Here is a 23,108-nt window from a genome sequence, read left to right on the forward strand (position 1 = left end):
TATCGCAAGAAAACGCGAATGGTGGATCGATATGATGAATATTATGAGTTGGCGATCGCTCTTACCATGCTAAATTACAACCCATTACACTGCTTGCCCTCCGCTGAGGATCTACCAGATTCTGACGATGAACCTGTGGATAACGAACTACAAGATTTAATTCCCAGCTTGCTCAAAGCCATCCTAGCTTGGATATGGTCAAGCCGGATGGATTGGTTTTTCGGGGTTGATATGGGAATTTATTACGATCCTGAACAGCCACCAATTGTCCCCGATGGTTTTCTCAGCTTGGGAGTTGAGCGCGTTTTTGATGAGAATTTGCGCCTCAGTTACGTACTGTGGGAAGAAAAAGTCATGCCAATGATGACTTTAGAAGTTGTTTCTCACAGACGCAGGGGAGAATATACTTACAAAAAGAAACTTTACTCTGAGATGGAGGTTTTATATTATGTTGTTTACAATCCCCAACGGCGGAAAAAACCACCTTTAGAAGTTTATAAGTTAATCAATAATGAATATGTATTGCAACCGGGAAATCCTGTTTGGTTGGCAGAGATAGGTTTAGCCATTGGTTATGAACAGGGAACTTATCAAGGAATTATAAGAGATTGGTTGTATTGGTATGATGCCCAAGGTGTGAGATATTTGTCACCTGAAGAAAGAGCGATCGCCTCTGAACAACGCGCTCAAAGATTAGCAGATGAATTGCGAAAACTAGGAATAGATCCTGATAGTTTAATTTGATATTCCGTAAGGCAATCACACTTATGTTGTGTTTTTCTTGCATAGTGTGACTGCTCATAGGATTCAAAGATTGTAATACGTTAACCTGAGTTCGGGATAAGAAATCCTCAAAAGCCTTGACTTATCGTTGTTCGGTCTGAAGCTCTGTTTTCATCTATTCTCAATAAGACATATTGTTGAGATTAGTTTCATTTGTGAACCTTATTGACAAAAGGATTCCACTTTAATCCCTGCTTTGATCACTTCCAGTTTTATTAAATCCTGACAGAATAAGCTTTTTAGCTTCTGGCTTAACCCGAACTCAGGTTACGTTAACAAACAGCTATACTTCTCATATATGTTATTGCTATAAATACTAGCAAAAAAAGTAAGAGAAAATTCTAAATATTAATATTACCTATGATTAAAAACCTAATTTTTTCGGATATTATTTCTTACCCAAACACGAAATAATTTGAGCAAAGCAATTTCACCCATGCTTTTGCTTTGCTGAATAAATCTGCTGATATCATTTACAGACACTATAGGAAAGGCAAGACTAAATTCATGCTCAATATATTGCCCTTCTACCAAATGATAAAATTTTAAATCTTGCCCGTCATACCTCCACAATTCAGCAATACCTAACGCTGAGTAAATATTAAATTTATTCACTGAACTACTAGTAATATCAATTTCAATTGCTAAATCAGGCGGCGGATCTGTTTCTAAATTTAATTTTTCTTTACCTCTCACTCTAAATTCATTTTGAATGTAGTAACAGTTATCTGGTTCTATACCTCGTTTAGCTAATGGGAGTTTTAAGGTTGTAGAGCCAGCACTTTTTATTTCTAAGTCTAATTCCTCAACTAGAGTAAATATTAAACGATCAAACTGAATTTTAGGGTTTTCGTGTTCAAAAAGTGGGGTCATAATTTCTAAAACGCCACAGTCATAGGCAAACCTAGAGCCTCTATCCTCCCCTGTGTCTCTCAGCAAAGCTTCAAAGGTTTCCCAGCTAACGTTATGTAAGACTGTTCTTTGTTCGGCAGGGGTTGACTGTATGAGCATATGAAAATACTTATTCTGTCAAAATATGCGATAAAATTCCTAAGATTTTACCTATATTATTAATATAATATTCACTTAAGTCAATTTCGACCACTTGTTCATAAAGTTTAAGAAATTTCCAGTTAGTACCTGTAGTTACAGTACCGTAAATAGTCTGAATATTATTACCTTCACGTTCATTAAATAATTTTGCTGCTATCATCTCGGCTACACATTGACCTAAGCCAGCATTGATATTTTCTTTTTTTGCTTCTACAATCGTGACAACTGGTGCATTTAAAATTAATAATTCTGGTGAAAGACTAATAATAAAGTCACAATTTCCATTTAACCCTTGTGCTGATTCTACAGTAAAATCAATGCCAGAAAATAAGCTAATTTGATTATTTAAATATTTTCTAATCGCAATTAAAATTGGTGCAATAATCATCTCAGAGCGAGATTTTTCTGTATTACTAGCAAGAGCTAATGGTATATTTTCTTTTAATACTTCTGCCAGTAATTCGGGACAATCTATTTCTGGTACAGATGCAAAGATATCTACTTTATCGGCAATGGTTAAACCAAAAGTTTTCCTAACTTTGTCTAAAGTAAAGTCACTGTATGACATTTTAGCAACTCCTGTAAATTAGTTGCGAGAAATAAAATACCCGACTGCTTCAAGAAGTCGGGTATCTGTGATTTACAATTAGGGTATTTTTAAGCAAAAATACCAGCAAAAAAGTCAATGGTTTCCTTGAGTGCTTTGATGAATACATCAATTTCCTCGCGGGTGTTGTAGAAAGATAAACTGACTCTTGCGGTGGCGGGTAAACCCATGTGACGGTGTAAAGGTTGAGTGCAGTGGTGTCCAGAACGGATGGCTACACCTTCTTGATCTAATAATGTAGATAAGTCGTTAGCGTGGACACCTTCAACGGTGAATGCTGCTAAGGCGGCTCTACCTTCTCCGTTTGCGTCGGGTTTTGGCCCGTAGATTCTAATTTGAGGAATTTGTGCTAATTCTTGGAACAAATAAGCTGTTAATTCTGCTTCGTAGGCGTGGATTTTATCCATACCTATATTAGTAAGATAATCTATGGCTGCACCCAGGGCGATCGCTTCCCCAATTGCAGGTGTCCCCGCTTCAAATTTATGGGGTAATTCTGCATAGGTGGAATGGTCTAAATACACTTCAGCAATCATCTCACCACCGCCAAAAAATGGTGGCATTGCTTCTAGTAATTCCAACTTACCATACAAAAAACCTATACCAGTCATCGCGCACATTTTATGCCCAGATGCTACCAACCAATCACAGTCGATTTGTTGGACATCAACAGGCATATGAGGAACACTTTGACAAGCATCAACTAAGAATTTCGCGCCGTATCTGTGAGCAATTTTTGCAATCTCTGTCACTGGATTAATACAACCCAGTGTATTAGAAACATGAACTATAGAAACTAATTTAGTTTTCTCGGAAATCAGTTGTTTAAACTGTTCCAAATCTAAGGTTTCTTCTGGTGTTAATTCCACAAACCTGAGAACTGCACCTGTTTTCTGAGCAACAAATTGCCAAGGAACAATATTACTGTGGTGTTCCATCACCGACAGAATAATTTCGTCCCCAGCTTTTAAATTGTTCATTCCCCAGCTATAAGCTACGAGGTTAATAGCTTCGCTGGCGTTGCGTGTATAGACGATTTCTTGGCGGGAGGCTGCATGAATAAATTTAGCAATTTTATCCCGTGCGCCTTCATAAGCATCGGTGGCTTTAGCACTGAGGGTATGCGCTCCACGATGCACGTTGGCGTTATATTGTTCGTAGTAATCCCTGAGTGCATTTAAGACGAACAACGGTTTTTGTGATGTCGCCGCATTATCTAAATAAACCAAAGGTTTATCGTTGATTTCTTGATGCAATAGTGGGAAATCAGCACGAACTTTATCAGCCAGGGTTTTGGTAGAAGTATAAGTCATTGGTAATTCGTAATTCCTAAGTTGTAATTTGTAATTCGTAATTTTTTTACTACTTATCAATTACGAATTACAAGTTATTCAGTCATTGGCTAATGACTTAAAACTAGTGACTGTGTTTAACAATCTGTCTCGCAATGAGGAGACGGGGATTTGGTTGATGATTTCGGTGGCGAAGGCGTTAACTAATAACTTCCGCGCGTCGTTGGCATCAATACCCCGACTTTGCAGATAGAATATTTCATCATCTTCTAACTGGCTGACTGTTGCACCGTGAGCGCATTTTACGTTGTCGGCGGTGATTTCTAGTTGGGGTTTGGTATCAACTCTGGCTTTCGATGATAGCAGCAAGTTGCGGTTTAACTGGGCTGCATCGGTTAGTTGGGCTGGTTTGGGTACAAAAACCTTACCGTTGAAGACTGCGTGAGCGCGATCGCCTACAATACATTTATGTAGTTGCTTGCTTGTACCATAGGGATGATTGAGTGCGATCGCACTGTGAGTATCTCCTAATTGGTTGCCTGCAATCATTGTCAAACCGTTGAGGGTGGTTTCGGTTTGTTCGCCAGTTTGCAAAATCTCTAAGTTATGCCGTGATATTTTCCCACCCAATGAGATGGCGTGACAAGTATAGCGACTATAACGAGCTTGAGTAATAGCAGTTTTCCCAATATGAAAAGCCTGTTTACTTTCTTGCTCAATTCTAGTGTGACTCACATGGGCATTATCTGCGATCGCAATTTCCGTAACTGCATTGGTGAGATAAACTTGCTCTTCCCCTTGGGGGTTCGCGACAAACTCTTCAATTACATTTACCTGTGAACCACTTTCCGCCACCACCAAACATCGGGGTTGGGAAATAGTCGCAGTTTCACCTGCAACCGAAATAAATAACAGATGAATGGGTGTATCAACGACTACGTTTTTTGCCACCAATACGACTGCTACATCAGATATTCCCGCCGTGTTGAGGGCTGTAAATACTTCTAATGCTCCCTCAGCTTGGGCTAAATGTTGTTGTACACGCTCCTGCTCAGTTACAGGTAACGCAGATAAATTCCCTATAACTACACCAGTCGGTAACTCTGCAACTGCTGATAACTCCGGCGCGTAAACACCATTGACAAATACCAACCGACTATTACCTGCTTCCGGTAACGTTAACGCGGTGATGTCGGGAGAGGTTGCTTGCTCTACATGATTGAACGTCACCTGACGCAACGCTGACAAATCAGTAAACCGCCATTCTTCCTCACGAGTAGTAGGAATAGTTGCATGACGTACCCAATTAGCCGCGCGATCGCGCAATTCCTGTAACCACCCTGTGGTAGCTGGTGCTGTCACCTGATTTAACAACGCCACTAAATTAGCGTCTCTATCTAACAGAGTAGATGTCAAACTCACCACTTCCGAGTTAGGGATAGAACTAGGAGAAACTTTACTAGACATTACACAGCTACCTCAACCGCAGTTTCTTCCAACAGCCAGTCATAACCGCGAGATTCTAATTCCAGTGCTAATTCTTTACCACCACTAGTGATAATTTGTCCCCGTGCCATGACGTGTACGAAGTCGGGGATAATATAGTCCAGTAACCGTTGATAGTGAGTAATCAGAATCGTGGCATTTTCTGGGTTAGCCAGTTGATTTACCCCATTAGCCACAATTTTGAGTGCATCAATATCTAAGCCAGAATCCGTCTCATCCAAAATTGCCAACTTCGGTTCTAGTAGAGCCATCTGCAAAATTTCGTTGCGCTTTTTCTCCCCGCCAGAAAACCCTTCATTCAGACTGCGATTCAGGAAAGAGGGATTCATCTTCACCACATCTAACTTTTCCTCAATCAAGTCATCAAAATCGAAAGCATCTAACTCTTCCAAACCTTGAGCCTTGCGACGAGAATTATAAGCCACCCGCAAGAAATCCAAATTACTCACACCGGGAATTTCCAAAGGATATTGAAACGCCAGAAATACCCCAGCCCTAGCCCGTTCCTCCGGTTCTAGTTCCAGCAAATTTTGCCCTTGAAAAATTATCTCCCCGCCAGTCACAGCATAAGCCGGATGTCCCGACAACACCTTAGAAAAGGTACTCTTCCCAGAACCATTCGGCCCCATAATGGCGTGAACCTCACCAGCCCGAACTTCCAAATTCACACCCTTGAGAATTGGCGTACCATCAACCTCAGCCGTCAAATCCTTCACCGACAAAATAACTGCACTATTTTCAACAATCATGTTCTCTCTCTTCTCTCTCCGCGTACCTTTGCGTTTACCTTGGCGTACCTTTGCGTTTAAATTCAAAGGTACTAACCCACACTACCTTCTAATTTCATGCTCAATAATTTATCGGCTTCCACCGCAAATTCCATAGGTAGCTGATTAAAGACATCCTTACAGAAGCCGCTAATCATCATAGAAATCGCATCTTCGGGTGAAATGCCCCGTTGAGCGAAGTAAAATAGCTGATCTTCCCCAATTTTGGAAGTAGAAGCTTCATGTTCTACCTTCCCAGTGTTATTCTGTACCTGAATATAAGGGAAAGTATTAGCATGAGCATTATCCCCAATTAGCATCGAATCACACTGAGAATAGTTACGCGCCCCGTCAGCTTTAGGATTAACTTTCACCAAACCCCGGTAACTATTACTAGAATTACCTGCGGAGATTCCTTTAGAGATAATTGTGCTGCGGGTGTTCTTCCCGATGTGAATCATTTTCGTACCGGTGTCGGCTTGCTGCATATTGTTTGTCAACGCCACCGAGTAGAATTCACCAACGGAGTTATCACCCACTAATACGCAGCTGGGATATTTCCAAGTTATGGCTGAACCAGTTTCCACTTGTGTCCAAGAAATTTTAGAATTCACACCTTGACACAAACCGCGCTTGGTGACAAAGTTGTAAATCCCGCCTTTCCCGTTAACATCACCGGCGTACCAGTTTTGAACGGTGGAGTATTTAATCTCGGCGTTGTCGAGGGCGACGAGTTCCACTACAGCCGCGTGCAGTTGGTTGCTGTCGTACATCGGTGCGGTGCAACCTTCCAAGTAGGAAACGTAGCTACCTTCTTCAGCCACAATCAAAGTCCGTTCAAATTGTCCCGTGTCACCGGAGTTGATGCGGAAGTAGGTAGATAATTCCATTGGGCATTTTACGCCTTTAGGAATATAGACAAAAGAACCATCACTAAAAACTGCCGCATTGAGGGCAGCGAAGTAATTATCAGCAATGGGGACAACACTACCCAGATATTTTTTGATTAGTTCTGGGTGTTCTTGCAGTGCTTCGGAAATTGAGCAGAAGATTACGCCATCTTCGGCGAGTTTTTCCTTGAAGGTGGTGGCGACGGAAACGCTATCGAAAATCGCGTCTACCGCAACGTTGGCAAGACGTTTCTGCTCAGATAGAGAAATGCCTAACTTCTCGAAGGTTTCTAAGAGGGTAGGATCTACCTCATCTAAGCTGTTGAGTTTTGCTTTCTGCTTTTTTGGCGCAGAATAATAGATAATATTCTGATAGTCGATAGGTGGATAGGTGACGCTCGGCCAAGTTGGCTCGGTCATTTTTAGCCACTGGCGGTAAGCTCTGAGACGAAACTCCAGCATGAACTCCGGTTCATTCTTCTTGGCGGAGATTATGCGGACAACATCCTCGTTTAGTCCACGCGGAATTGTGTCGGCTTCTATATCAGTGACAAAGCCGTACTTGTAAGGTTGGTTGACTAAGGTTTTGACAGTAGCACTCATCGCTAGTGGTCTCTTATGTTCAGGAATTTGTTCTCTTTAAGGATGGGAGACGGCTTAGGGTTGGCTCGCTTCCCATCTTGTCTAACCGTGTGGTTAGACGGTTGTTACAATAAGAATATAGACTAAAACAACATGGTTGTTGTTTAACGTATTTACATTGTACGCTAGATTAACAACAACAATGTTGTCAAAGTCAAATTTTCTCAAAAAATTTTTTGGACTAAGATGGCGACTACTCAGCAGTCCTCAACTAAGCAAGAGATCCTAGAGTATCTCCTAAAAAACTCCCAGGCGACGGCCTTTGATCTCGCAGAAATGTTAGATGTCAGCCCCCAAGCGATTCGTCGTCATCTCAAAGATTTGGAGGCGGAAGAGTTAATTGTCTACTCAACCACTGTACAAGCTGGGATGGGGCGACCACAGCACATTTATCAATTAAGTCGTCAAGGACGCGATCGCCTACACAAATCAGCCAGCGATCGCCACGGTGATTTTGCCGTTTCCCTCCTCGACACCTTAGCCGAAACGATGGGACACGAGCAATTCAAGTCAATTTTACAAAAACAGTGGGAACGTAAAGCCCAAGAATATTGCGATCGCGTCGGTAACGGTTCACTCCAAGAACGGGTAGCGAATTTAGTCGCACTACGAAAAGCTGAAGGTTTCATGGCGGAATATCACCCTGTAGATTCCCCTGATTCAACAGAGGAGGAACGGTTTATCTTCATAGAACATAATTGTGCAATCTCTAACGTCGCTGAGTCATTCCCTAGCGTTTGCGGACATGAACTAGAAATGTTTGCGGCTGTTCTCCCAGACTGTACAGTTGAGCGTACCCATTGGCTAATCAACGGCGAACATCGTTGCGGCTATCTAGTCCAAGCCCGCAAATAAAAATCAGGTAAATTGCTTATCATATTCAGTTTAGGTCATGAATTATAGCCAATTGGTAAAGGGTTTTACCAAATTAGAGGCTAATATTACCCAAAACTAACTTTTGATATACATTTAATTTTAAGTTATGGATTTCCCACCACAGCAATCATCAACTCAATTCCTCACGTTAGAAGAATCAGCAAAAGTAGATGCAGCCCTTTTATCTTCACCCGAAAAATTTCTGGCAAGATTAACAATTTCCTCACTGAAACTTTTAAAACATATCGCTCAAGAGTATAGTGTTGCTATGGAAGATTTAACAACACAACAATTAATCGATTGGTTTGAAAAAGACGGTAAAATTCGCAGAGAGGAAGGAATAGAAACTGCTTATTTGAAGTGGTAAATGATTTTAAATTTGGCAGTACCATGTACTAGTTTTGATCTAAGAAAAACTCGCTACCAGGTTCAAACCAGTAACGAGTATGATATTTTTATTTTTTTGGATGTTTGTAGTTGTTAAGTATTATGGTAGCCGCTGGTTCGAGGGCTACGAACTCCAACAGTTGCACCTATCAAAGCAGCAGCTAAACCTAACAAAGAACCAAGTACAAACCACCATAAAGCCCTAGAAGTAGCAGCAGCAACATCACGAGCTTGTTCAGGAGTTAACTGAGGTATGTTCTGCGGTATAACAACGCCTCCTGGTTGTTGTACTTGGTTGATAACCGCCCCAGCATTGTAAGCAGCAACGCCAAAAGCACCGGAGACACCGCTTGCTAATAGCCAAGAACTCAGTGCTAAAGTGGTTGCCCAGAGAATTGCGCCGTTGAGGAGAGCCGTATTACGGTTCATGGGGCCACAAGCGCGACTTGTCACCCAACCTCCAACAAATAGGGAAATTAACAAAGCAATAGTTGACCAAATCCCTACATTACCTGCAACATCAGGTGTAATACTTCTAGGCGCACCTGAGCCGGCAATTGTGCCTGCTCCAATAGCGGCAAAGAAGGAACTCAAAATTAACTGTGTAGCTAAAGCAACTAACACACCAGAAATTATTGGCCCCCAGCGCACACGGTCATGATACTCACCTAGTCTACCAGCCACCACCGCAGGTTCAGGCTGAACAACATCGTCACCTACTCGATTTATGTATGACATAATCTACTTTCTCCCTTGCTATATTTATTCAGCAAAGTTCTCTTAGGTTAGTTATATTTATGCTTACGTTAAAATTAAATGGCGAATCTTAGATTTTAATATCTATCAGCAGAAAGAGTTATTCTCTCTATCGTGAGTCATATGGAATATGTATATTTAGAAACTTTGATTTTGTGACTTATTCTTGAATTTTGCTTTTCATCTTTATTTTAAAATATTTTTGTTGAATGTTATAAATTTATTTTCTCTAAGATTATCCAGCTTTTCAAGAATTTGCCATTATGCCTTTTTAATCAAAAATATAAAGGTTAAAATACCAGTAATTAATCATACAAACTAAAACCTTCTGCTCATAAATTATTCCCAAACTATAACCAAAGAGATAGAGGAATTCTCTTCAATTTGTGAAAATTGCCAGTAGAGACAGTAGTAATGCTACGTCTCTACATCTGCTAACTAACGTAATTTCACCGCCGTACCTGTGGCAGTGATCAGTAACAAAACCCCTGACTGATCAACATTAATAGTACCAGTATCAATTTCGATACCGATGACAGCATTAGCACCTAAACGCAATGCGCGTTGTTCTAATTCTTCTATGGCTTTCTTTTGTCCTTGTTCAAATAGACGTTCGTAGCTACCTGTACGTCCACCAATTACATCCCGAATGCCAGCTAAGAAATCCCGCAAGAAATTACTACCATAGACAACTTCCGCCGTCACAATACCTAAATATGCGTCAATTACCCCGCCTTGAATTACATCAGTTGTAGTCAAAATCATAACTTATCCTCATAGATGGCTGATTGGCTCATCCTTATGTATTCTTACTAACAGTGTTTTTAGAGTAGCATACTGTGTCCTTAATCACTTTCCACTATTTGGCTGAATTTTATCTAAAAAATATCTCATAAAGCATGAGAAATTTGGAAGTAATAAATAGAGAGATTCGATACATCATGAGGGAATGAGCAAGTGTTATGATATCAGGTGATTGAGGCTTAAGACTGTTTCAGCAAGACTTACAGCTTTTTAAAATTTAATTTTTAATAGATAAAACAATGGTTCTAAAAAACAACTAAATTCCAACAGCCTAATTAATTAGTATGGTATATTTAGTCGCTTTTCAATGATAGCTTGACTCAGTATAAACCCCAGATTTTTGGCATTATGCACGGCTAGGGAATATACTGATTATTAATATTTTATGAAGGTAGACAAATACAGTTTTCAAAAAGTAAAATTTTTGTTTTAATGAACAAGAAAAAAGTTCACTATAATTTAGGGGAATTTACTGTGTACAAACGCATATCACTTATAGTTGGGATTTTGTTATTGGGATCTGGTGCTGTGAGTATTCCCTCTGTGGCTCAGGCTCAGACCTTGGTAGCCCAAGCGAATAGAGCAGAATTAAAGCAAATGTTGGAGGAAGGGAAGCGGCTAGTAGACGCTGGTGATTATAATGGGGCGATCGCAATTTATCAACGAGCTGCAGGACTAGACAATCGCAATGCTAAAATCCATTCTGGGATTGGCTACCTCTATGCTCAACAAGGAAATTTACAGGCAGCACTAGCATCATACCGTCGAGCGATCGCCATTGACCCCAACAATAGTGATTTTCTCTATGCTGTGGGTTATATCAAAGGCAATATGGGCGATACTCGTGGCGCGAAAGAAGCGTATCGCCGCGCCATACAGCTCAACAGAGCTAATATTAACGCTTATATAGGATTAGGTATCACCCAATCACGGATGGGAGACTACACAGCAGCTAACTGGGCATTTGAGGAAGCAATGAAGCTGGATAGGAACAATGCTCAAACCTATGAATTTATGGCTGCAATGTATAAACAACGCCGCCAAACCAAACAAGCGAGCAACTTATTGCAAAAAGCACGTGACTTGTATCGCCGGCGGAATGACTCTGATGGGGTAGCCAGAGTAGAAGCGATGTTGCAGCAGTTAGGAGGATGAAATTTAATCTAATTGTTGTCCCGTAACTTTGACAAAAATATCTTCTAAATTAGAAAAACACACCATCATTCCCGTTTTATCTTGTCTGTTGATTCAGATAACTGTTTATTTCTGCCAAAGAAGGGAAAAGTCAAGACTTCCACGCCGCGCACCATCTTCTCCGGCTGCGCTGATATCTAATTGCTTCAATGCTAAACCTTCACCGTGAACTGAACGCAGCTAGAGATGAGTTTAGCAGCATCCACAATCCCAATGCGTCTTAGTTTAGATAAAAACTCGACCTCATCCAAAATAATGATTCGTTAGCAATTAAAGTTTGTAGTAAGCACTTTAGTGCTTAAAAACATCAGGACTAAAGTCCTTACTACAAACCCTCAAAAATACAGTGATGGAGAAACTTCTGCAACTTAGCTTTAATAATGGGCAAATAGCATCTGCTACTCAGGTGCAGCAACTAACGGAATTACCCCAAGCTTTAAAGGAAATGGGGTTAAACGTTGCACGACCTACTTTAGTAGTTGTGGGGGGAGCAAGTAAGATGTCTGAAGCAGAGTTTCTGCAAATTCAACGGTTATTTATAGAAGTTTTAGCTCCCCTAGCAGAAAATTTAGATGCTTATGTTGTGGATGGGGGTACTGATGCGGGAGTGATGCGCTTGATGGGTGAGGCGCGAACTAAAATCGGTGCTAAATTTGCTTTGATTGGTGTAGCACCTCTAAGTAAAGTTGCTTTACCTAATTCTTTAGAACCGCCTGCTGATTCCACTTCTCTAGAACCGAACCATAGTCATTTTATTTTTGTTCCGGGTAGCAATTGGGGTGATGAATCTCCTTGGTTAGCTCAATTAGCAACTATGTTGGCTAATGGCTCACCTTCCGTAACCATACTTATAAATGGTGGTGAGATTACTTTTGAGGATGCTTTACAGAATGTGAATGCTAAAAGGTTAGTGATTGTGATGGCTGGTAGTGGTAGAACCGCAGATATACTAGCAGGTGCATTGCATGGAGAGGATACAGATATAAGGGCTATAGAATTAGCTAAATCTGGTATATTACACTACATTAATTTATTTGACTCAGAAGCAGGATTTGAGAGTTTAGCCGAAATAATTAAGAGTGTGCTTTCTACCTCAAAATGAAAAATGGCTAAGAAAAAGGATAATTATCAAGAATTTTTAAAGCAAGATTTTAATCAATTATTTGATAGTCTAAAACTAGGAGAAGTACAGAAACATTTTTTGCGATCGCGCTGGTTAGATCAATTACTGTGGATGGAAGGGAAGGCAAATCATTCACGCGATCGCTACTATTTTTTAAGGCTCACAACTATTATTGGCGGGGTGATTCTTCCAGCTTTAATTAGTTTCAATAGTGGTAATGTCAAAGTTAAAGAGGTTATATTTTGGTCAACTTTCGGCATTAGTCAAGTAGTAGCAATGAGTGCCGCTATTGAAGAGTTTTTTCACTATGGAGAACGTTGGCGGCACTATCGGCGGACATCTGAATCTCTCAAAACTCAAGCTTGGCAGTTTTCGCAATTAACAGGGGTTTATCGGAACTATACCAATCATGATGAGGCTTTTAATGTCTTTGCGGGTCAGATAGAAGATATTATTCAGCGCGATGTTGAGATTTATTCTACTCAGGTTGTCCAGGAGAAAAAGGAGGAACAGCCAGAGTTAGAAGATAAAAATATTTAAAGATTTGGGTAGTGTTGAAGAATATTTTTAAAGCTCACGCAGAGGCGCAGAGAAGAGCAGAAAAAACTCTGTGTTACTCTGCGTGAACCTCCGCGATACTTTGCGTTTAAACGGTAGAAGTAGACACTGTTTTAGCTGGATAATTGTTTTTAATCGCACTCCAGTCACTAGCAATAGGCATTCGCCAGCCTGTACCAAAGGCGCGGTCGGTGATTTTGAGTCCTGGGGGTGCTTGTCGGCGTTTAAATTCTGCCCTTGCTAGCATTTGGATGATTCTGTCTACGACTGTAGAATCATGACCGGCGGCGACGATTTGCGCTACTGATTGGTGTTCATTAATTAGACGTTGTAGAATATCGTCTAAAATTTCGTAGGGTGGTAGGGAGTCTTGGTCAACTTGTCCAGGTTTAAGTTCTGCGCTTGGTGCTTTGGTAATAACGTTTTGGGGAATGATTTCACCGTTGTAGTTTAGCCAATTACACAGTGAGTAGACGCGGGTTTTAGGAACGTCTGCAATTACTGCTAACCCGCCATTCATATCACCGTAGAGGGTGCAGTAACCCACTGCCATTTCTGACTTATTGCCGGTAGATAATAAGAGATAGCCAAATTTATTAGCGATCGCCATTAATAAGTTACCCCGAATCCGGGATTGGATATTTTCCTCAGCGATACCAAACTCTGTCCCTGCGAACAAATCAGCCAAGCTGTTGTCAAAACTGTGCATCAATTCGCCTATGGGTATAGTTTGGGTTTGTATCCCCAAATTCTTAGCCAATGCTAAAGCATCGCTGATGGAGTGTGCGGAACTGTAGGGAGAGGGCATCAGTACACCGAGGACATTTTCTTTACCTAGGGCTGCGGTGGCGATCGCTGCGACTATTGAGGAATCTATCCCGCCGCTTAAACCCAAGAGGATTTTAGAAAAACGGCACTTTTGGGCATAATCTCGCACTCCCAAAACTAAAGCTTGCCAAATTTCTTCGTCTTCTGAGGTGTATGCTGGGACAATAGAACCTAATTTTAAATCCCGTTGGGCTGTATCAAATTCTACTGTTAATAAATCGCTAGTAAAACCACTGGCGCGACACATGACTTCACCTTGACGATTCAACGCAAAGCTACAACCATCAAAAATTAAGTCGTCATTACCGCCAACTTGGTTAGTATAAATTATCGGTTGCTGGAAACGCACTGCACTATGCTTGAGCATTTCCTCTCGACTGCGTTGCTTACCCACTGTGTAGGGTGAAGCCGACAAATTTACAATTAAATCTACACCTAAAATTGATAAGTCAGCAATGGGATTAGCTGCATAATTGCGTTTCCCCCAAAATTCCTCATCGTTCCATAAATCTTCGCAAATTGTTACGCCGATATCAATATTATCTAGGGTGAAATAATTAGCTTGCAGTCCTGCTTCAAAGTAACGATTTTCATCAAATACGTCATAAGTTGGCAATAGTCGCTTATGAAAAAATTGCTTGACTTTGCCATTCTCTAATAAAGCGATGCTGTTATATAAAGTTTTACCGCCTGTGATATGGGCTTGATAATTTTGTTCTACAGTCCCGACTAATACAGCTAAATTAGCAGGTAAATCTCTAGCTAATTGCTGTAAATTAATACTCATTGCTTCCACAAAACTAGGATTTAATAATAAATCCCTCGGTGGATAGCCACATAAAGACAGTTCTGGGGTTAACAACAGCCGTGTCCCTTGTTTAACAGCTTGCTGTGCCATATCCAGAATTTTTTGGGCATTACCAGACAAGTCACCAATTATAGGATTAAGTTGAGCGATCGCAATTTTCATAGTTTAGTTATTAGTTGCAGTAATTCATAATTACGAATTAGATAAACACTAAAGGTTTGTCTTTGAAGGGTGCAAAGGCTTCGGCATCAAATTTATATAAACTGGCTGGACGACCTGCGCCGCGTGATACTTTGATGCGTGTATCAGATAAGAATCCTAGCTTGAGTAAACGCGCTCGAAAATTTGAATAATCAGCGAAATTATCCCCTAAAACTGTGGTGTATAACTGATATAAATCATTCAAAGTGAACATTTCCGGTAATACTTCAAACGCTACCGGACTATACTCTAATTTATTGCGTAACCTTCTATGACCATAGGCCAAAATTTCATTATGGTCAAAAGCTAATTTTGGCACTTGCTTAACTGGATACCAAGCAATACCAGTTACACCATCAGCAATTAATTCTGCTTCTTCAAATCTGACAAGAGCAAAATAACTAACTGATAAATAACGCACGCCATAACTACCAGTTGCTTCCCTGGGGTCACGTTCTGGCCCGCCAAAGGTATACAACTGTTCTAAATAAAGATTATTGACTCTGATTTTCTCTGCCATAATGCGATAAGCTGCATCTTCTAGAGATTCTCCTTGACGTACCAAAGTACCGGGAAGACTCCAATGATTTAAAAATGGCTCTTGCTGTCGCATTACCAACAGAACTAAGAGGCGATTCTGCACAGTATCTACAGAAAAAATTACATTATCAACACCAACTTTGAAATCGGCCAAAGGTTGTTGATTTAACGAAGTTGAAATTTTTTTGTTGTTGCGTCCGGGCATTTGTACAAATGCTGTTGATTAATATAAGCAGCAATAGGGGGAATAAGGGCTTCGGTGTTTCCGTGTTCACGATACGCAGAAGAGGATACATCTAAACCAGTTAAACTGGCGATCGCAATTTTTCCTTCCACTGCTTCCACGGCTTCTAAGCTAGACTCATCTATCTCATATCCCGGTCGTGGCACAATCAACAGTTGCACTTGCTGTAATAAATCTTCAACTCGATACCAGCGCGGTAGCTGATGCAATAAATCTGAACCAATTACTAAAGTGTATTCAGTGTCCTCACCCCAACGGGATTTCGCTTTATCTAATGTTTCTAAGGTTCTAAAGCTACTTAACTCCTGTTCTAAAGCAATATTCTGCCTGGGTGCTTCTATATCTGTAATCAACAACCGCAACATCGCCGCCCGATGTGCTAACTGTGTTTGATGAGATTTAAAAGGATTATCCGCAGCCCACACCGCTACCCAATCATAACGCTCAGACAACCACCGCAGAATCTTTTGATGTCCTGCTGTTGGCGGATCGGCACTAGTACCAAATAAAGCAATTTTTTGCATGGTTTTAGTTATTAGTCATTGAGTCATCAGTCAACAGTCACTCAGTCAAACCCTTACACCCTCAATTGTTTTTTCCGTCAACTCTGCCAACGTGGGGGAAATTTCCACGGGTAAGGCAATAGGATGCTCTAGTTCTCTAGTTTTTTCTGGTAGACTTGCTACCGAAGCGGCTGTACGTTGGCGAATTGCGGCTAAGGTTTCTGGTAGTTGCAGTCTTTGACCTTCTTTGACTACTAATTCCAATAAGGGTTTTTCTGTAGACAGGGGAGTGTCTGTCATTAATCCCAATCTGTCGGCTTTGACTTGATCTCCCGTAAATGACCGAAAAATTTGCTTGCGTCCTGGATAGGTAGTTTTACCACTGGACTTTTTCATCACAGGGATACCGTCAATTTCTACGAGTTTATAAACTCCGTTTACCGGTGAACCTGTAACTAATTTTGTACCTAGTCCATAGCCATCAATTTCTGCGCCGGCGGCTTTAAGTCTGGCAATTTCCCACTCGTCTAAGTCACCGCTAGCGAAAATTGTCACCCCTGGTAGGAGCGATCGCACTTGTTTTGATAATGTCACCAAGTCTCCAGAGTCTAACCTTACCCCTGTTAATTCCATCTTGCCGGCATTGACTTTTTCTGCTAAGTTTTGTGCCGCCGCGACGGTATCGTAAGTATCAATCAACAATGGCGCACCGGGAAAATAACGATGAAATGCTGTAAAGGCTTCTTCTTCACTGCCTTCCATTGCTGACAATGCCATAACCAAGGCGTGAGCCATCGTCCCACTAGGCCGTTCACCCAGTTGCAGTGCGGCTAACACATTGGAGGTAGCATCTAAACCCCCTGCTAAAGCTGCCCTTGCTGCCCATAATGAGGCTTGGGGACTAAATGCCCGTCTTGTGCCAAATTCCAAAAGTCGAGCTTGTTCACCTGCGACATCCCGCAGACGTGCCGCCTTAGTAGCTACCAGGGTTTGGTAATTGAGTGTATTTAATAGATAAGTTTCGACTAATTGCGCTTGCCATAGGGGGGCTTCTACACGTAAAAATGGCTCGTTGGCAAATACAGCCGTCCCTTCTGGTACTGCCCACACATCCCCAGTAAATCGCCCCTCAGCCAGTAATGACCAAAATTGTTGATTCGCTTGGGCAAAAATCCCTGTTGCCTGTAATGCCGCTATCTGTTCAGAGCTAAAGCGCAGATTTTCTAAGTATTCCAATGCTTGCGCCAAACCCATCGCAATTAAATAGCCAAAACCTTCTGGCGATCGCCTGACGAATAACTCAAAGCTAGCCCGCCGTTGTTCCACACCTTCACCCGTGTAACAAGCTGTCATTGTCAACTGGTAAAGGTCAGTCAGCAGGCTGTAATCTGCCGCAGAGATATCTAATTTTGGTTTCTGGTGGCTATCCCAGACAGGGAAAGGTGTCATACCAGAGCTTCCTTACAAGAATGGTGCTTTTTATTATGGTAGAATTTACCATAAATAATGTCAAGCATAAAAAGTAAGAAGTTTTTAATGACGATAATGCCGTGTTTACATGGCTTACAATGCTATTTTAAACTATTAATTAACTTTTCTTAATGGTTAAATTCATCAAAACTTGATATTCAGGTAAATAAATATAAACATAAAGTGAAAGCAAATATTCCTGACTTCTCAAACAATCCGGAGGACTAACTTCCATCACAGCATTTGTATTTACTGGAAATTTCCGATTAGAATAGACATAGAAAGTAATAACTTCTGGATCTGATGAAGTATTGCAAAGCTACCTGACAAAGTGTTGCATATCTTATCAATATATTGAGAACACAAGCTAAATAAGATAATCAGCATTAGAGTAGAAAAACCAAGATAAATTGACTCGAAAAGGAGTCTAAATATTATGGCTATTTCCAGAATAATTGCTAGCATTACTCAGTATATTTCTGAAGCTGCAATGCGAATATTTGGCCCTACCGATGATGCTTATCCTAATACTGGCGTACAACCTTTTACGGGTGAGCCTTACAAAAAGGGTTCTGCTGAAAGTTGGTAAATAGTAGTGCAACCCATCATCTGTTTATTGAAAGCGGCGGGAAACTCCACCCACAAGAGGATGGAGTTTTTTATTTTTTGCAGAAACCACGTTAACAATTCAAAACTCAAAGTTTGACAAACAATTAACCAAAGTCTGCAAATCTGGGACTTCTAAATCAGGTTCACCTATAGATGCAATAGTAGCACCAGAACCTTGTTTACCTGCTCTACGATTCACCCAGACTGTTGATAACCCTAAAGATTTGGCTGGAATAATATCATGATACACACTAGCCGCAACGTGTAATATTTGCTCTTTTGGTAAGTTGATTCTCTCAATTGCCTGTCTGAAGTTATGCAAAGACGGTTTATAGGTTTTTATCTGCTGTGCTGTGATAATTTGATCAAATTCAACTTCTAATTTCTTGGCAGAGAAAGCAAACAAATCATCATCTATATTTGAGATAATTACTAACTTAAACCTCTGTTTGAGCAATTTTAACGCTGCGATTGTATCAGCAAAAGGCTGCCAATACTGAATGGAATCAGCCAGTGAATCTATTTCAGTATCTGTGGGCATAAAAGCAAATTTTTTACCAAATTTTTGGACTACTTGCTTCAAAACTTCTCGATAGTTAATATATTCTCCCTGCTCTAATTCTGATTCAAATGCAGCAAAATATTCTAGAATTAGATTCTCATTTAAATTGAGATTATGATTAGTTAAAAGTGGTTTAAGTGCCGTTAATATTCCCATTTCCCAATCAATGAGTGTGCCATAGCAATCGAAAGTTATGGCTTTGTATTGATTAAATTCAATCATAAATCTGAATATTGTAGATGTTATAGTTGCAAATCTAGTTAATCAACAGAAAAATCTTACTGATACTAGCTTCAAGAATATCATAGAAAATCTTAACCTAAATTTGTACTATTTTTAACTCATTCTTTGCTTATAGTGTATCGCTTCGTCAGAAGATTGGGGAGTAACAACAATATATTACGGCAAATCTATCACTCTTTAGATGTACAAATTTCATCAGAGCAAAGCTAAAAGTAAAATCACAGGCTCACAAAAGTTACTATTCTCTGCATTGAGGATTGTAGATTCATAAAACTGCAACCTTCTCCGTTACTTTTACATTGAGCCAAATTAAGCTATGGCAATTCTGAATCATTTGTGAAGCTCAGTATCTGCATTGAGCAAGGTCTTTTTTTGTGGTGTTTTTTTACTGAAATTGAGGAATAAAAATGCTTGAGGCTATCGCTATTACCTGGTTGTTATTGTTTCTTGGTGATTTTTTATCGACATTTGTTTACCATGTACCTGAACACGTTTTTGGTAGCCTCCATCTGAAAACACACCATTCATGGAAGAAAGACTTTCGTCACTATGCAATTTTGACATTGAATCTTCAGGTGCTTTTAGATGGAATTTTGGGAGCTTTACCATATATATTAGTAGCTGTAATTTTATGGTCTTTCTCTCCCATTGGCGTTGTTTTGGGCTTATTATTTGGTCAATTTCATGTGTGGTGGAGACATATTAGTGTCTTAGGCTGGCAAACTCCAAAACCCATCAATTTTTTGTGCCAAATTTTGTTTATCACCACGCCTGAAAAACACTGGTTACATCACCAAAAAACAAATCTAGGTTTTGGCGATATCTTTACCTTTTTTGAAAAACCTGCACAGATGTGGTTACGCTGGCTGAGACTACTAAGGTTAAATGGACGTTACTCGCGGATTTAAAAATAAGATACCCGACTGTTTCTAGGATACATCTGGCGAATAGGGGGTAAGACCCCCTAGAAAAGGTAGGTACAGCAAATAAGAAGATACAAGCAGTAGAGTATCTTATTTTTTATAGCAGAAGGAGTGATCCGTGAGTTGTTCAAGAAAAAGGTGATATACCTGAAAGCGTCATCAAAAGTTTTTCGCAGTACCACTAACTGGATCAAATTCAAATCGCTGTTCGTAATTTTATGTGATGGGGGCGGTAGCAATAGCTCTCGCTATTACATCTTCAAACAGGACTTACAGGCGTTAGTTAATGAACTGGGTATCGAAATTCGCATTGCTCATTATCCGCCCTATACCTCCAAGTACAATCCGATTGAGCATCGTTTGTTTCCTCATATTTCTCGCGTGTGTCACGGGGTGATTTTTGAGAGTGTCCAGACTGTAAAAGACCTCATGGCAACGGCAACCACTCGTACAGGACTCAAAGTGTTTACGACGATTCTCGATAAAACCTATCAAACGGGCCGAAAAGTGGCTCTTGACTTCAAATCAAATATGAAGATTGTTTTTGATGAATTCTTGCCGCAATGGAATTACACCGCTCAACCAGAGTTACAGGTTATTTAATCCATGATCCTAAGCGACCATGACGATTGAACAAAATACTTAATGCTGCCGAATCGCCATTTTTGAGAGCCACAAATAAAGCTTCATCCGTCACATCGGTAAGCCCTGTTAAATTCGACTGGGATTGTTTAGGCTCCATGCGATTTTTAACCCATATCTAAACTAATACAGTCGCTAGTTTTGCATACTTTTTCTGTCATCACCTCGCTCCACAACGTACATAGAGATATGTTTGCTAAAAAAAGCCGTCTATATAATATGACGACTGAGGGAGGCGATCGGATTTAGTTTTAGATGAGGATATTTGGATGGGGAGAGGGATGTATGTTATGGTTCGTCAGGCTGTGTCGTCACCATTTGCAGATTTTGGCATCGACTTAATTAATGCCCTGAGTACCTTATTAACAGATTCTGGCGTTGTAAAAACTTGAGCAACATCTTCATCTAAAACCACAACTTTTAATAGTTGCTTTCCATCACGAGTTGCAAAACGATTTGGCTTTGCCTTTTTATAATCAAAGTGGTACTCACCTAGAAGCTCATCATTTGCATTTTGTGACTCTTCAAAAGGCGTTTTGCTCATAATCTTCACGCTCTCTTCGAGTGGCGAAACGGGCACTGATAATACGAATGGCGTTAAGGTGTTCTGTGAAAGAAATTATTAGCAAGCGATTGTTTTGAGAATGCCCAATAATAATCTCTCGCTTCTCACCCACTGAGTGAGCTTCCAGGGCGGCCGCATCATGTCAACAAGCAACATCTATTGAGAATATACTTAAAAACAATGTCATTAGTCCTTGCTTATTGCGAAAATATTTGGCGATTACTTGGGGCTTAAAAAATAATCAAACGCGAAATCCTCATTTTTTCATTGGTTTTTAACCTTCGTTGTGATCAAGAGTAATTTAGATGCGTTTGCCCTGAGTGAGCTTCATCATCAAAAATCACTGCTAGCACATTATCGAAGACAGTCTTGGCTTCTTCAAAGCTGACACTGTACTTCTTGAGGTTAGTAGCTGCTTTTGACTCATCCCACTCAAATTCCATGTCCTAATCATAAGCGATCGCCTTTCATCACACACACTTTTATTTATCAAGGTTGTATTCGGTGGTAGCGATCGCTTTTCTCAAAGATGTTTAACGTTGCCCATCACCCGCCGCAGATAATCTCTGCAACATAACCGATTAACTTTCGGCGGCGGTGTGCATAGGCGTTGTTAGGTTGTGTTGCTTTGCTCCACAGTAATGACTACATTTCCTTTCTTGTGTCCTTGTTCGACGTACCTGTGAGCCTCGGCAGTCTGTTCTAGTGGATAACACCTATCTATGACCGACTTCATTCTCCCCATCTCAATTAACTCTTTGAGAAAAATCAGATCCTCTTTACGCTCAATTGCTACCCCACCTCTTACTTTCTTGCTGCTTGTAATTGTAGTCCACAGCCCTCGGAGTATCGGAGATGGATTTATATGAACCGCTCTGAGATAGAATCCATTATTCTTCAGTGAGCTTAGACAACCTGAAAATAGACTTTTGCCAGTTGTGTCAAAAATAATATCGTAGGTCTTACCGCTTTGAGTAAAATCCTCTTTGGTGTAGTCAATAACGTTGTCAGCTCCCAGAGACTTGACCAATTCCAACTTCGCGGTGCTACATACCCCAGTCACTTGTGCCCCAAAGAACTTGGCAAGCTGTACGGCAGCCATACCTAATGCTCCAGAAGCCCCATAGATCAAAACTTTCTGTCCGCTCTGAATCTTTCCCTTGTCTCTCAGGAAAAACAGTGAGGTTGTTGCCCCAAAAGGAATAGCAGCAGCTTCCTCATAGCTCATATTGGTAGGCTTTATCGCAACCGCCCCTTCTTCAGAAAGACAAATGTACTCGGCATTGGCACCAAGACTGATTCCTGCACCGGCAAATACTGAGTCGCCTACTTTGAATTGTTTTACGTTTTTGCCAACTGCTTCAATTTCTCCGGCTAGCTCCGACCCTAGTATTGTGTTGTTTTTAGGTCTTGTGAAACCGTAGAAAAATCTTATCGGGAATGGGTCAGCCTTTCGGATACGTATATCTGCTGACGTTACTGTGGTCGCATATATTTTAATTAGCACCTCGTTCTCTTTGGGAGTAGGTTTCTCTACCTCCTTGAACTGCATAACATCAGGAGATCCATACTCTGCACATACGATCGCTTTCATTAATTCTCCTCAAAGATAGCTTTAGTGTAGTTCACTACGATCTCCTATCCAATGAGTTTGCGAAACATAACTATTTATTAATCAATTTCAATCCATTGATACTTAATAAACCGCCACAAAATTTCAATCAAATTTAAT

The 23,108-nt window shown here is 40.6% G+C and carries 27 protein-coding genes; 9 read left to right on the forward strand and 18 right to left on the reverse strand.

Annotated elements, in window-relative coordinates; translation table 11 throughout:
* The first annotated feature begins 66 nt into the window (after positions 1–66).
* On the forward strand, positions 67–744 hold the full coding sequence (locus VB693_RS09825) for a Uma2 family endonuclease (RefSeq protein WP_323266120.1): 678 nt from the start codon (positions 67–69) through the stop codon (positions 742–744).
* 411 nt (positions 745–1,155) lie between these two features.
* Here VB693_RS09825 and VB693_RS09830 read toward each other — a convergent pair whose 3' ends face one another.
* The 6 genes from VB693_RS09830 to sufB all read right to left on the reverse strand — a co-directional run bounded on the left by VB693_RS09830 (position 1,156) and on the right by sufB (position 7,501).
* Positions 1,156–1,794, reverse strand: a complete 639-nt coding sequence (locus tag VB693_RS09830; protein ID WP_323266095.1) for a Uma2 family endonuclease — start codon at positions 1,792–1,794, stop codon at positions 1,156–1,158.
* Between the two features lie 10 nt (positions 1,795–1,804).
* Positions 1,805–2,404, reverse strand: coding sequence for a hypothetical protein (locus tag VB693_RS09835; RefSeq protein ID WP_190708911.1), 600 nt, complete (start codon positions 2,402–2,404; stop codon positions 1,805–1,807).
* 89 nt (positions 2,405–2,493) lie between these two features.
* Complete coding sequence (locus VB693_RS09840) at positions 2,494–3,756, reverse strand: cysteine desulfurase (protein ID WP_323266096.1); 1,263 nt, start codon at positions 3,754–3,756, stop codon at positions 2,494–2,496.
* Positions 3,757–3,834: 78 nt separating this feature from the next.
* Positions 3,835–5,202 carry a Fe-S cluster assembly protein SufD gene (gene sufD / locus VB693_RS09845; protein WP_323266097.1) on the reverse strand — a complete coding sequence of 456 codons (1,368 nt, stop codon included), beginning with the start codon at positions 5,200–5,202 and terminating at the stop codon, positions 3,835–3,837.
* The gene (sufC, locus tag VB693_RS09850) at positions 5,202–5,990 is read right to left on the reverse strand and encodes a Fe-S cluster assembly ATPase SufC (protein WP_323266098.1); all 789 of its coding nucleotides are present in this window, start codon (positions 5,988–5,990) and stop codon (positions 5,202–5,204) included. The genes sufD and sufC overlap by 1 nt, the downstream gene beginning before the upstream one ends.
* 71 nt (positions 5,991–6,061) lie before the next feature.
* On the reverse strand, positions 6,062–7,501 hold the full coding sequence (sufB, locus tag VB693_RS09855; protein ID WP_323266099.1) for a Fe-S cluster assembly protein SufB: 1,440 nt from the start codon (positions 7,499–7,501) through the stop codon (positions 6,062–6,064).
* A gap of 225 nt (positions 7,502–7,726) precedes the next feature.
* Here sufB and sufR point away from each other — a divergent pair, with 225 nt between their 5' ends.
* Positions 7,727–8,395: an iron-sulfur cluster biosynthesis transcriptional regulator SufR gene (gene sufR, locus VB693_RS09860; protein WP_323266100.1), complete on the forward strand. Its 669-nt coding sequence runs from the start codon at positions 7,727–7,729 to the stop codon at positions 8,393–8,395.
* 127 nt (positions 8,396–8,522) lie between these two features.
* The gene (locus VB693_RS09865; RefSeq protein ID WP_323266101.1) at positions 8,523–8,783 is read left to right on the forward strand and encodes a hypothetical protein; all 261 of its coding nucleotides are present in this window, start codon (positions 8,523–8,525) and stop codon (positions 8,781–8,783) included.
* 113 nt (positions 8,784–8,896) lie between these two features.
* On the opposite strand, the gene VB693_RS09870 is transcribed toward VB693_RS09865, so the two are convergent.
* The gene (locus tag VB693_RS09870) at positions 8,897–9,541 is read right to left on the reverse strand and encodes a hypothetical protein (RefSeq protein WP_323266102.1); all 645 of its coding nucleotides are present in this window, start codon (positions 9,539–9,541) and stop codon (positions 8,897–8,899) included.
* Between the two features lie 456 nt (positions 9,542–9,997).
* The gene (locus VB693_RS09875) at positions 9,998–10,324 is read right to left on the reverse strand and encodes a YbjQ family protein (protein ID WP_323266103.1); all 327 of its coding nucleotides are present in this window, start codon (positions 10,322–10,324) and stop codon (positions 9,998–10,000) included.
* Positions 10,325–10,837: 513 nt separating this feature from the next.
* Here VB693_RS09875 and VB693_RS09880 point away from each other — a divergent pair.
* The 3 genes from VB693_RS09880 (at position 10,838) to VB693_RS09895 (ending at position 13,220) form a co-directional block, all read left to right on the forward strand.
* Positions 10,838–11,518 carry a tetratricopeptide repeat protein gene (locus VB693_RS09880; protein ID WP_323266104.1) on the forward strand — a complete coding sequence of 227 codons (681 nt, stop codon included), beginning with the start codon at positions 10,838–10,840 and terminating at the stop codon, positions 11,516–11,518.
* A 388-nt stretch (positions 11,519–11,906) separates the two neighbouring features.
* Positions 11,907–12,659 carry a hypothetical protein gene (locus tag VB693_RS09890; RefSeq protein ID WP_323266105.1) on the forward strand — a complete coding sequence of 251 codons (753 nt, stop codon included), beginning with the start codon at positions 11,907–11,909 and terminating at the stop codon, positions 12,657–12,659.
* Between the two features lie 3 nt (positions 12,660–12,662).
* Entirely contained in the window at positions 12,663–13,220 is a 558-nt protein-coding gene (locus VB693_RS09895) for a DUF4231 domain-containing protein (protein ID WP_323266106.1), read from the forward strand.
* 106 nt (positions 13,221–13,326) lie between these two features.
* On the opposite strand, the gene VB693_RS09900 is transcribed toward VB693_RS09895, so the two are convergent.
* From VB693_RS09900 to VB693_RS09915, 4 genes are read right to left on the reverse strand one after another with little or no spacing between them, the layout of a single operon-like run.
* Positions 13,327–15,036 (reverse strand): NAD+ synthase, encoded by a 1,710-nt coding sequence (locus VB693_RS09900; protein ID WP_323266107.1) that lies wholly within the window; start codon positions 15,034–15,036, stop codon positions 13,327–13,329.
* Between the two features lie 37 nt (positions 15,037–15,073).
* A complete protein-coding gene (locus tag VB693_RS09905; RefSeq protein ID WP_190708885.1) occupies positions 15,074–15,820 on the reverse strand; it encodes an NUDIX hydrolase in 747 nt (248 codons plus the stop codon).
* Complete coding sequence (locus VB693_RS09910; protein ID WP_323266108.1) at positions 15,781–16,383, reverse strand: nicotinate-nucleotide adenylyltransferase; 603 nt, start codon at positions 16,381–16,383, stop codon at positions 15,781–15,783. The genes VB693_RS09905 and VB693_RS09910 overlap by 40 nt, the downstream gene beginning before the upstream one ends.
* A gap of 45 nt (positions 16,384–16,428) precedes the next feature.
* On the reverse strand, positions 16,429–17,811 hold the full coding sequence (locus VB693_RS09915) for a nicotinate phosphoribosyltransferase (RefSeq protein ID WP_323266109.1): 1,383 nt from the start codon (positions 17,809–17,811) through the stop codon (positions 16,429–16,431).
* A gap of 457 nt (positions 17,812–18,268) precedes the next feature.
* Here VB693_RS09915 and VB693_RS09920 point away from each other — a divergent pair, with 457 nt between their 5' ends.
* Positions 18,269–18,421: a hypothetical protein gene (locus VB693_RS09920; RefSeq protein WP_190708879.1), complete on the forward strand. Its 153-nt coding sequence runs from the start codon at positions 18,269–18,271 to the stop codon at positions 18,419–18,421.
* A 99-nt stretch (positions 18,422–18,520) separates the two neighbouring features.
* Here the strand turns inward: VB693_RS09920 and VB693_RS09925 are convergent, their stop codons facing one another.
* A complete protein-coding gene (locus tag VB693_RS09925) occupies positions 18,521–19,225 on the reverse strand; it encodes a haloacid dehalogenase type II (protein WP_323266110.1) in 705 nt (234 codons plus the stop codon).
* 428 nt (positions 19,226–19,653) lie between these two features.
* On the opposite strand from VB693_RS09925, the gene VB693_RS09930 reads away from it, so the two are divergent.
* Together VB693_RS09930 and VB693_RS09935 are read left to right on the forward strand one after the other, a co-directional pair.
* Positions 19,654–20,154 (forward strand): sterol desaturase family protein, encoded by a 501-nt coding sequence (locus tag VB693_RS09930; protein ID WP_323266111.1) that lies wholly within the window; start codon positions 19,654–19,656, stop codon positions 20,152–20,154.
* A 126-nt stretch (positions 20,155–20,280) separates the two neighbouring features.
* Positions 20,281–20,772: an ISAzo13-like element transposase-related protein gene (locus VB693_RS09935; protein WP_323266112.1), complete on the forward strand. Its 492-nt coding sequence runs from the start codon at positions 20,281–20,283 to the stop codon at positions 20,770–20,772.
* Here VB693_RS09935 and VB693_RS09940 read toward each other — a convergent pair.
* From VB693_RS09940 to VB693_RS09960, 5 genes are all read right to left on the reverse strand, one after another.
* Positions 20,765–20,911 carry a hypothetical protein gene (locus VB693_RS09940; protein ID WP_323266113.1) on the reverse strand — a complete coding sequence of 49 codons (147 nt, stop codon included), beginning with the start codon at positions 20,909–20,911 and terminating at the stop codon, positions 20,765–20,767. The two genes, VB693_RS09935 and VB693_RS09940, sit on opposite strands and share 8 nt — an antisense overlap.
* A gap of 198 nt (positions 20,912–21,109) precedes the next feature.
* Positions 21,110–21,355: a hypothetical protein gene (locus VB693_RS09945; protein WP_193889014.1), complete on the reverse strand. Its 246-nt coding sequence runs from the start codon at positions 21,353–21,355 to the stop codon at positions 21,110–21,112.
* Positions 21,336–21,503 carry a BrnT family toxin gene (locus VB693_RS09950; RefSeq protein WP_323266121.1) on the reverse strand — a complete coding sequence of 56 codons (168 nt, stop codon included), beginning with the start codon at positions 21,501–21,503 and terminating at the stop codon, positions 21,336–21,338. The genes VB693_RS09945 and VB693_RS09950 overlap by 20 nt, the downstream gene beginning before the upstream one ends.
* Before the next feature lie 163 nt (positions 21,504–21,666).
* On the reverse strand, positions 21,667–21,819 hold the full coding sequence (locus VB693_RS09955; protein ID WP_323266114.1) for a BrnT family toxin: 153 nt from the start codon (positions 21,817–21,819) through the stop codon (positions 21,667–21,669).
* A gap of 170 nt (positions 21,820–21,989) precedes the next feature.
* Positions 21,990–22,970, reverse strand: a complete 981-nt coding sequence (locus VB693_RS09960; protein ID WP_323266115.1) for an NAD(P)-dependent alcohol dehydrogenase — start codon at positions 22,968–22,970, stop codon at positions 21,990–21,992.
* Between the last annotated feature and the right edge of the window lie 138 nt (positions 22,971–23,108).

The sequence above is a fragment of the Anabaena sp. UHCC 0399 genome, assembly GCF_034931465.1.
In the GTDB taxonomy this organism is placed as follows: domain Bacteria; phylum Cyanobacteriota; class Cyanobacteriia; order Cyanobacteriales; family Nostocaceae; genus Trichormus; species Trichormus minutissimus.

Excerpts from the sequence above, each read along its gene's own strand:
- VB693_RS09825 (WP_323266120.1), top strand. The coding sequence starts at position 67 with ATGCTAAATTACAACCCATTACACTGCTTGCCCTCCGCTGAGGATCTA.
- VB693_RS09830 (WP_323266095.1), bottom strand. The coding sequence starts at position 1,794 with ATGCTCATACAGTCAACCCCTGCCGAACAAAGAACAGTCTTACATAAC.
- VB693_RS09835 (WP_190708911.1), bottom strand. The coding sequence starts at position 2,404 with ATGTCATACAGTGACTTTACTTTAGACAAAGTTAGGAAAACTTTTGGT.
- VB693_RS09840 (WP_323266096.1), bottom strand. The coding sequence starts at position 3,756 with ATGACTTATACTTCTACCAAAACCCTGGCTGATAAAGTTCGTGCTGAT.
- sufD (WP_323266097.1), bottom strand. The coding sequence starts at position 5,202 with ATGTCTAGTAAAGTTTCTCCTAGTTCTATCCCTAACTCGGAAGTGGTG.
- sufC (WP_323266098.1), bottom strand. The coding sequence starts at position 5,990 with ATGATTGTTGAAAATAGTGCAGTTATTTTGTCGGTGAAGGATTTGACG.
- sufB (WP_323266099.1), bottom strand. The coding sequence starts at position 7,501 with ATGAGTGCTACTGTCAAAACCTTAGTCAACCAACCTTACAAGTACGGC.
- sufR (WP_323266100.1), top strand. The coding sequence starts at position 7,727 with ATGGCGACTACTCAGCAGTCCTCAACTAAGCAAGAGATCCTAGAGTAT.
- VB693_RS09865 (WP_323266101.1), top strand. The coding sequence starts at position 8,523 with ATGGATTTCCCACCACAGCAATCATCAACTCAATTCCTCACGTTAGAA.
- VB693_RS09870 (WP_323266102.1), bottom strand. The coding sequence starts at position 9,541 with ATGTCATACATAAATCGAGTAGGTGACGATGTTGTTCAGCCTGAACCT.
- VB693_RS09875 (WP_323266103.1), bottom strand. The coding sequence starts at position 10,324 with ATGATTTTGACTACAACTGATGTAATTCAAGGCGGGGTAATTGACGCA.
- VB693_RS09890 (WP_323266105.1), top strand. The coding sequence starts at position 11,907 with ATGGAGAAACTTCTGCAACTTAGCTTTAATAATGGGCAAATAGCATCT.
- VB693_RS09895 (WP_323266106.1), top strand. The coding sequence starts at position 12,663 with ATGGCTAAGAAAAAGGATAATTATCAAGAATTTTTAAAGCAAGATTTT.
- VB693_RS09900 (WP_323266107.1), bottom strand. The coding sequence starts at position 15,036 with ATGAAAATTGCGATCGCTCAACTTAATCCTATAATTGGTGACTTGTCT.
- VB693_RS09905 (WP_190708885.1), bottom strand. The coding sequence starts at position 15,820 with ATGCCCGGACGCAACAACAAAAAAATTTCAACTTCGTTAAATCAACAA.
- VB693_RS09910 (WP_323266108.1), bottom strand. The coding sequence starts at position 16,383 with ATGCAAAAAATTGCTTTATTTGGTACTAGTGCCGATCCGCCAACAGCA.
- VB693_RS09915 (WP_323266109.1), bottom strand. The coding sequence starts at position 17,811 with ATGACACCTTTCCCTGTCTGGGATAGCCACCAGAAACCAAAATTAGAT.
- VB693_RS09920 (WP_190708879.1), top strand. The coding sequence starts at position 18,269 with ATGGCTATTTCCAGAATAATTGCTAGCATTACTCAGTATATTTCTGAA.
- VB693_RS09925 (WP_323266110.1), bottom strand. The coding sequence starts at position 19,225 with ATGATTGAATTTAATCAATACAAAGCCATAACTTTCGATTGCTATGGC.
- VB693_RS09930 (WP_323266111.1), top strand. The coding sequence starts at position 19,654 with ATGCTTGAGGCTATCGCTATTACCTGGTTGTTATTGTTTCTTGGTGAT.
- VB693_RS09940 (WP_323266113.1), bottom strand. The coding sequence starts at position 20,911 with ATGGAGCCTAAACAATCCCAGTCGAATTTAACAGGGCTTACCGATGTG.
- VB693_RS09945 (WP_193889014.1), bottom strand. The coding sequence starts at position 21,355 with ATGAGCAAAACGCCTTTTGAAGAGTCACAAAATGCAAATGATGAGCTT.
- VB693_RS09955 (WP_323266114.1), bottom strand. The coding sequence starts at position 21,819 with ATGGAATTTGAGTGGGATGAGTCAAAAGCAGCTACTAACCTCAAGAAG.
- VB693_RS09960 (WP_323266115.1), bottom strand. The coding sequence starts at position 22,970 with ATGAAAGCGATCGTATGTGCAGAGTATGGATCTCCTGATGTTATGCAG.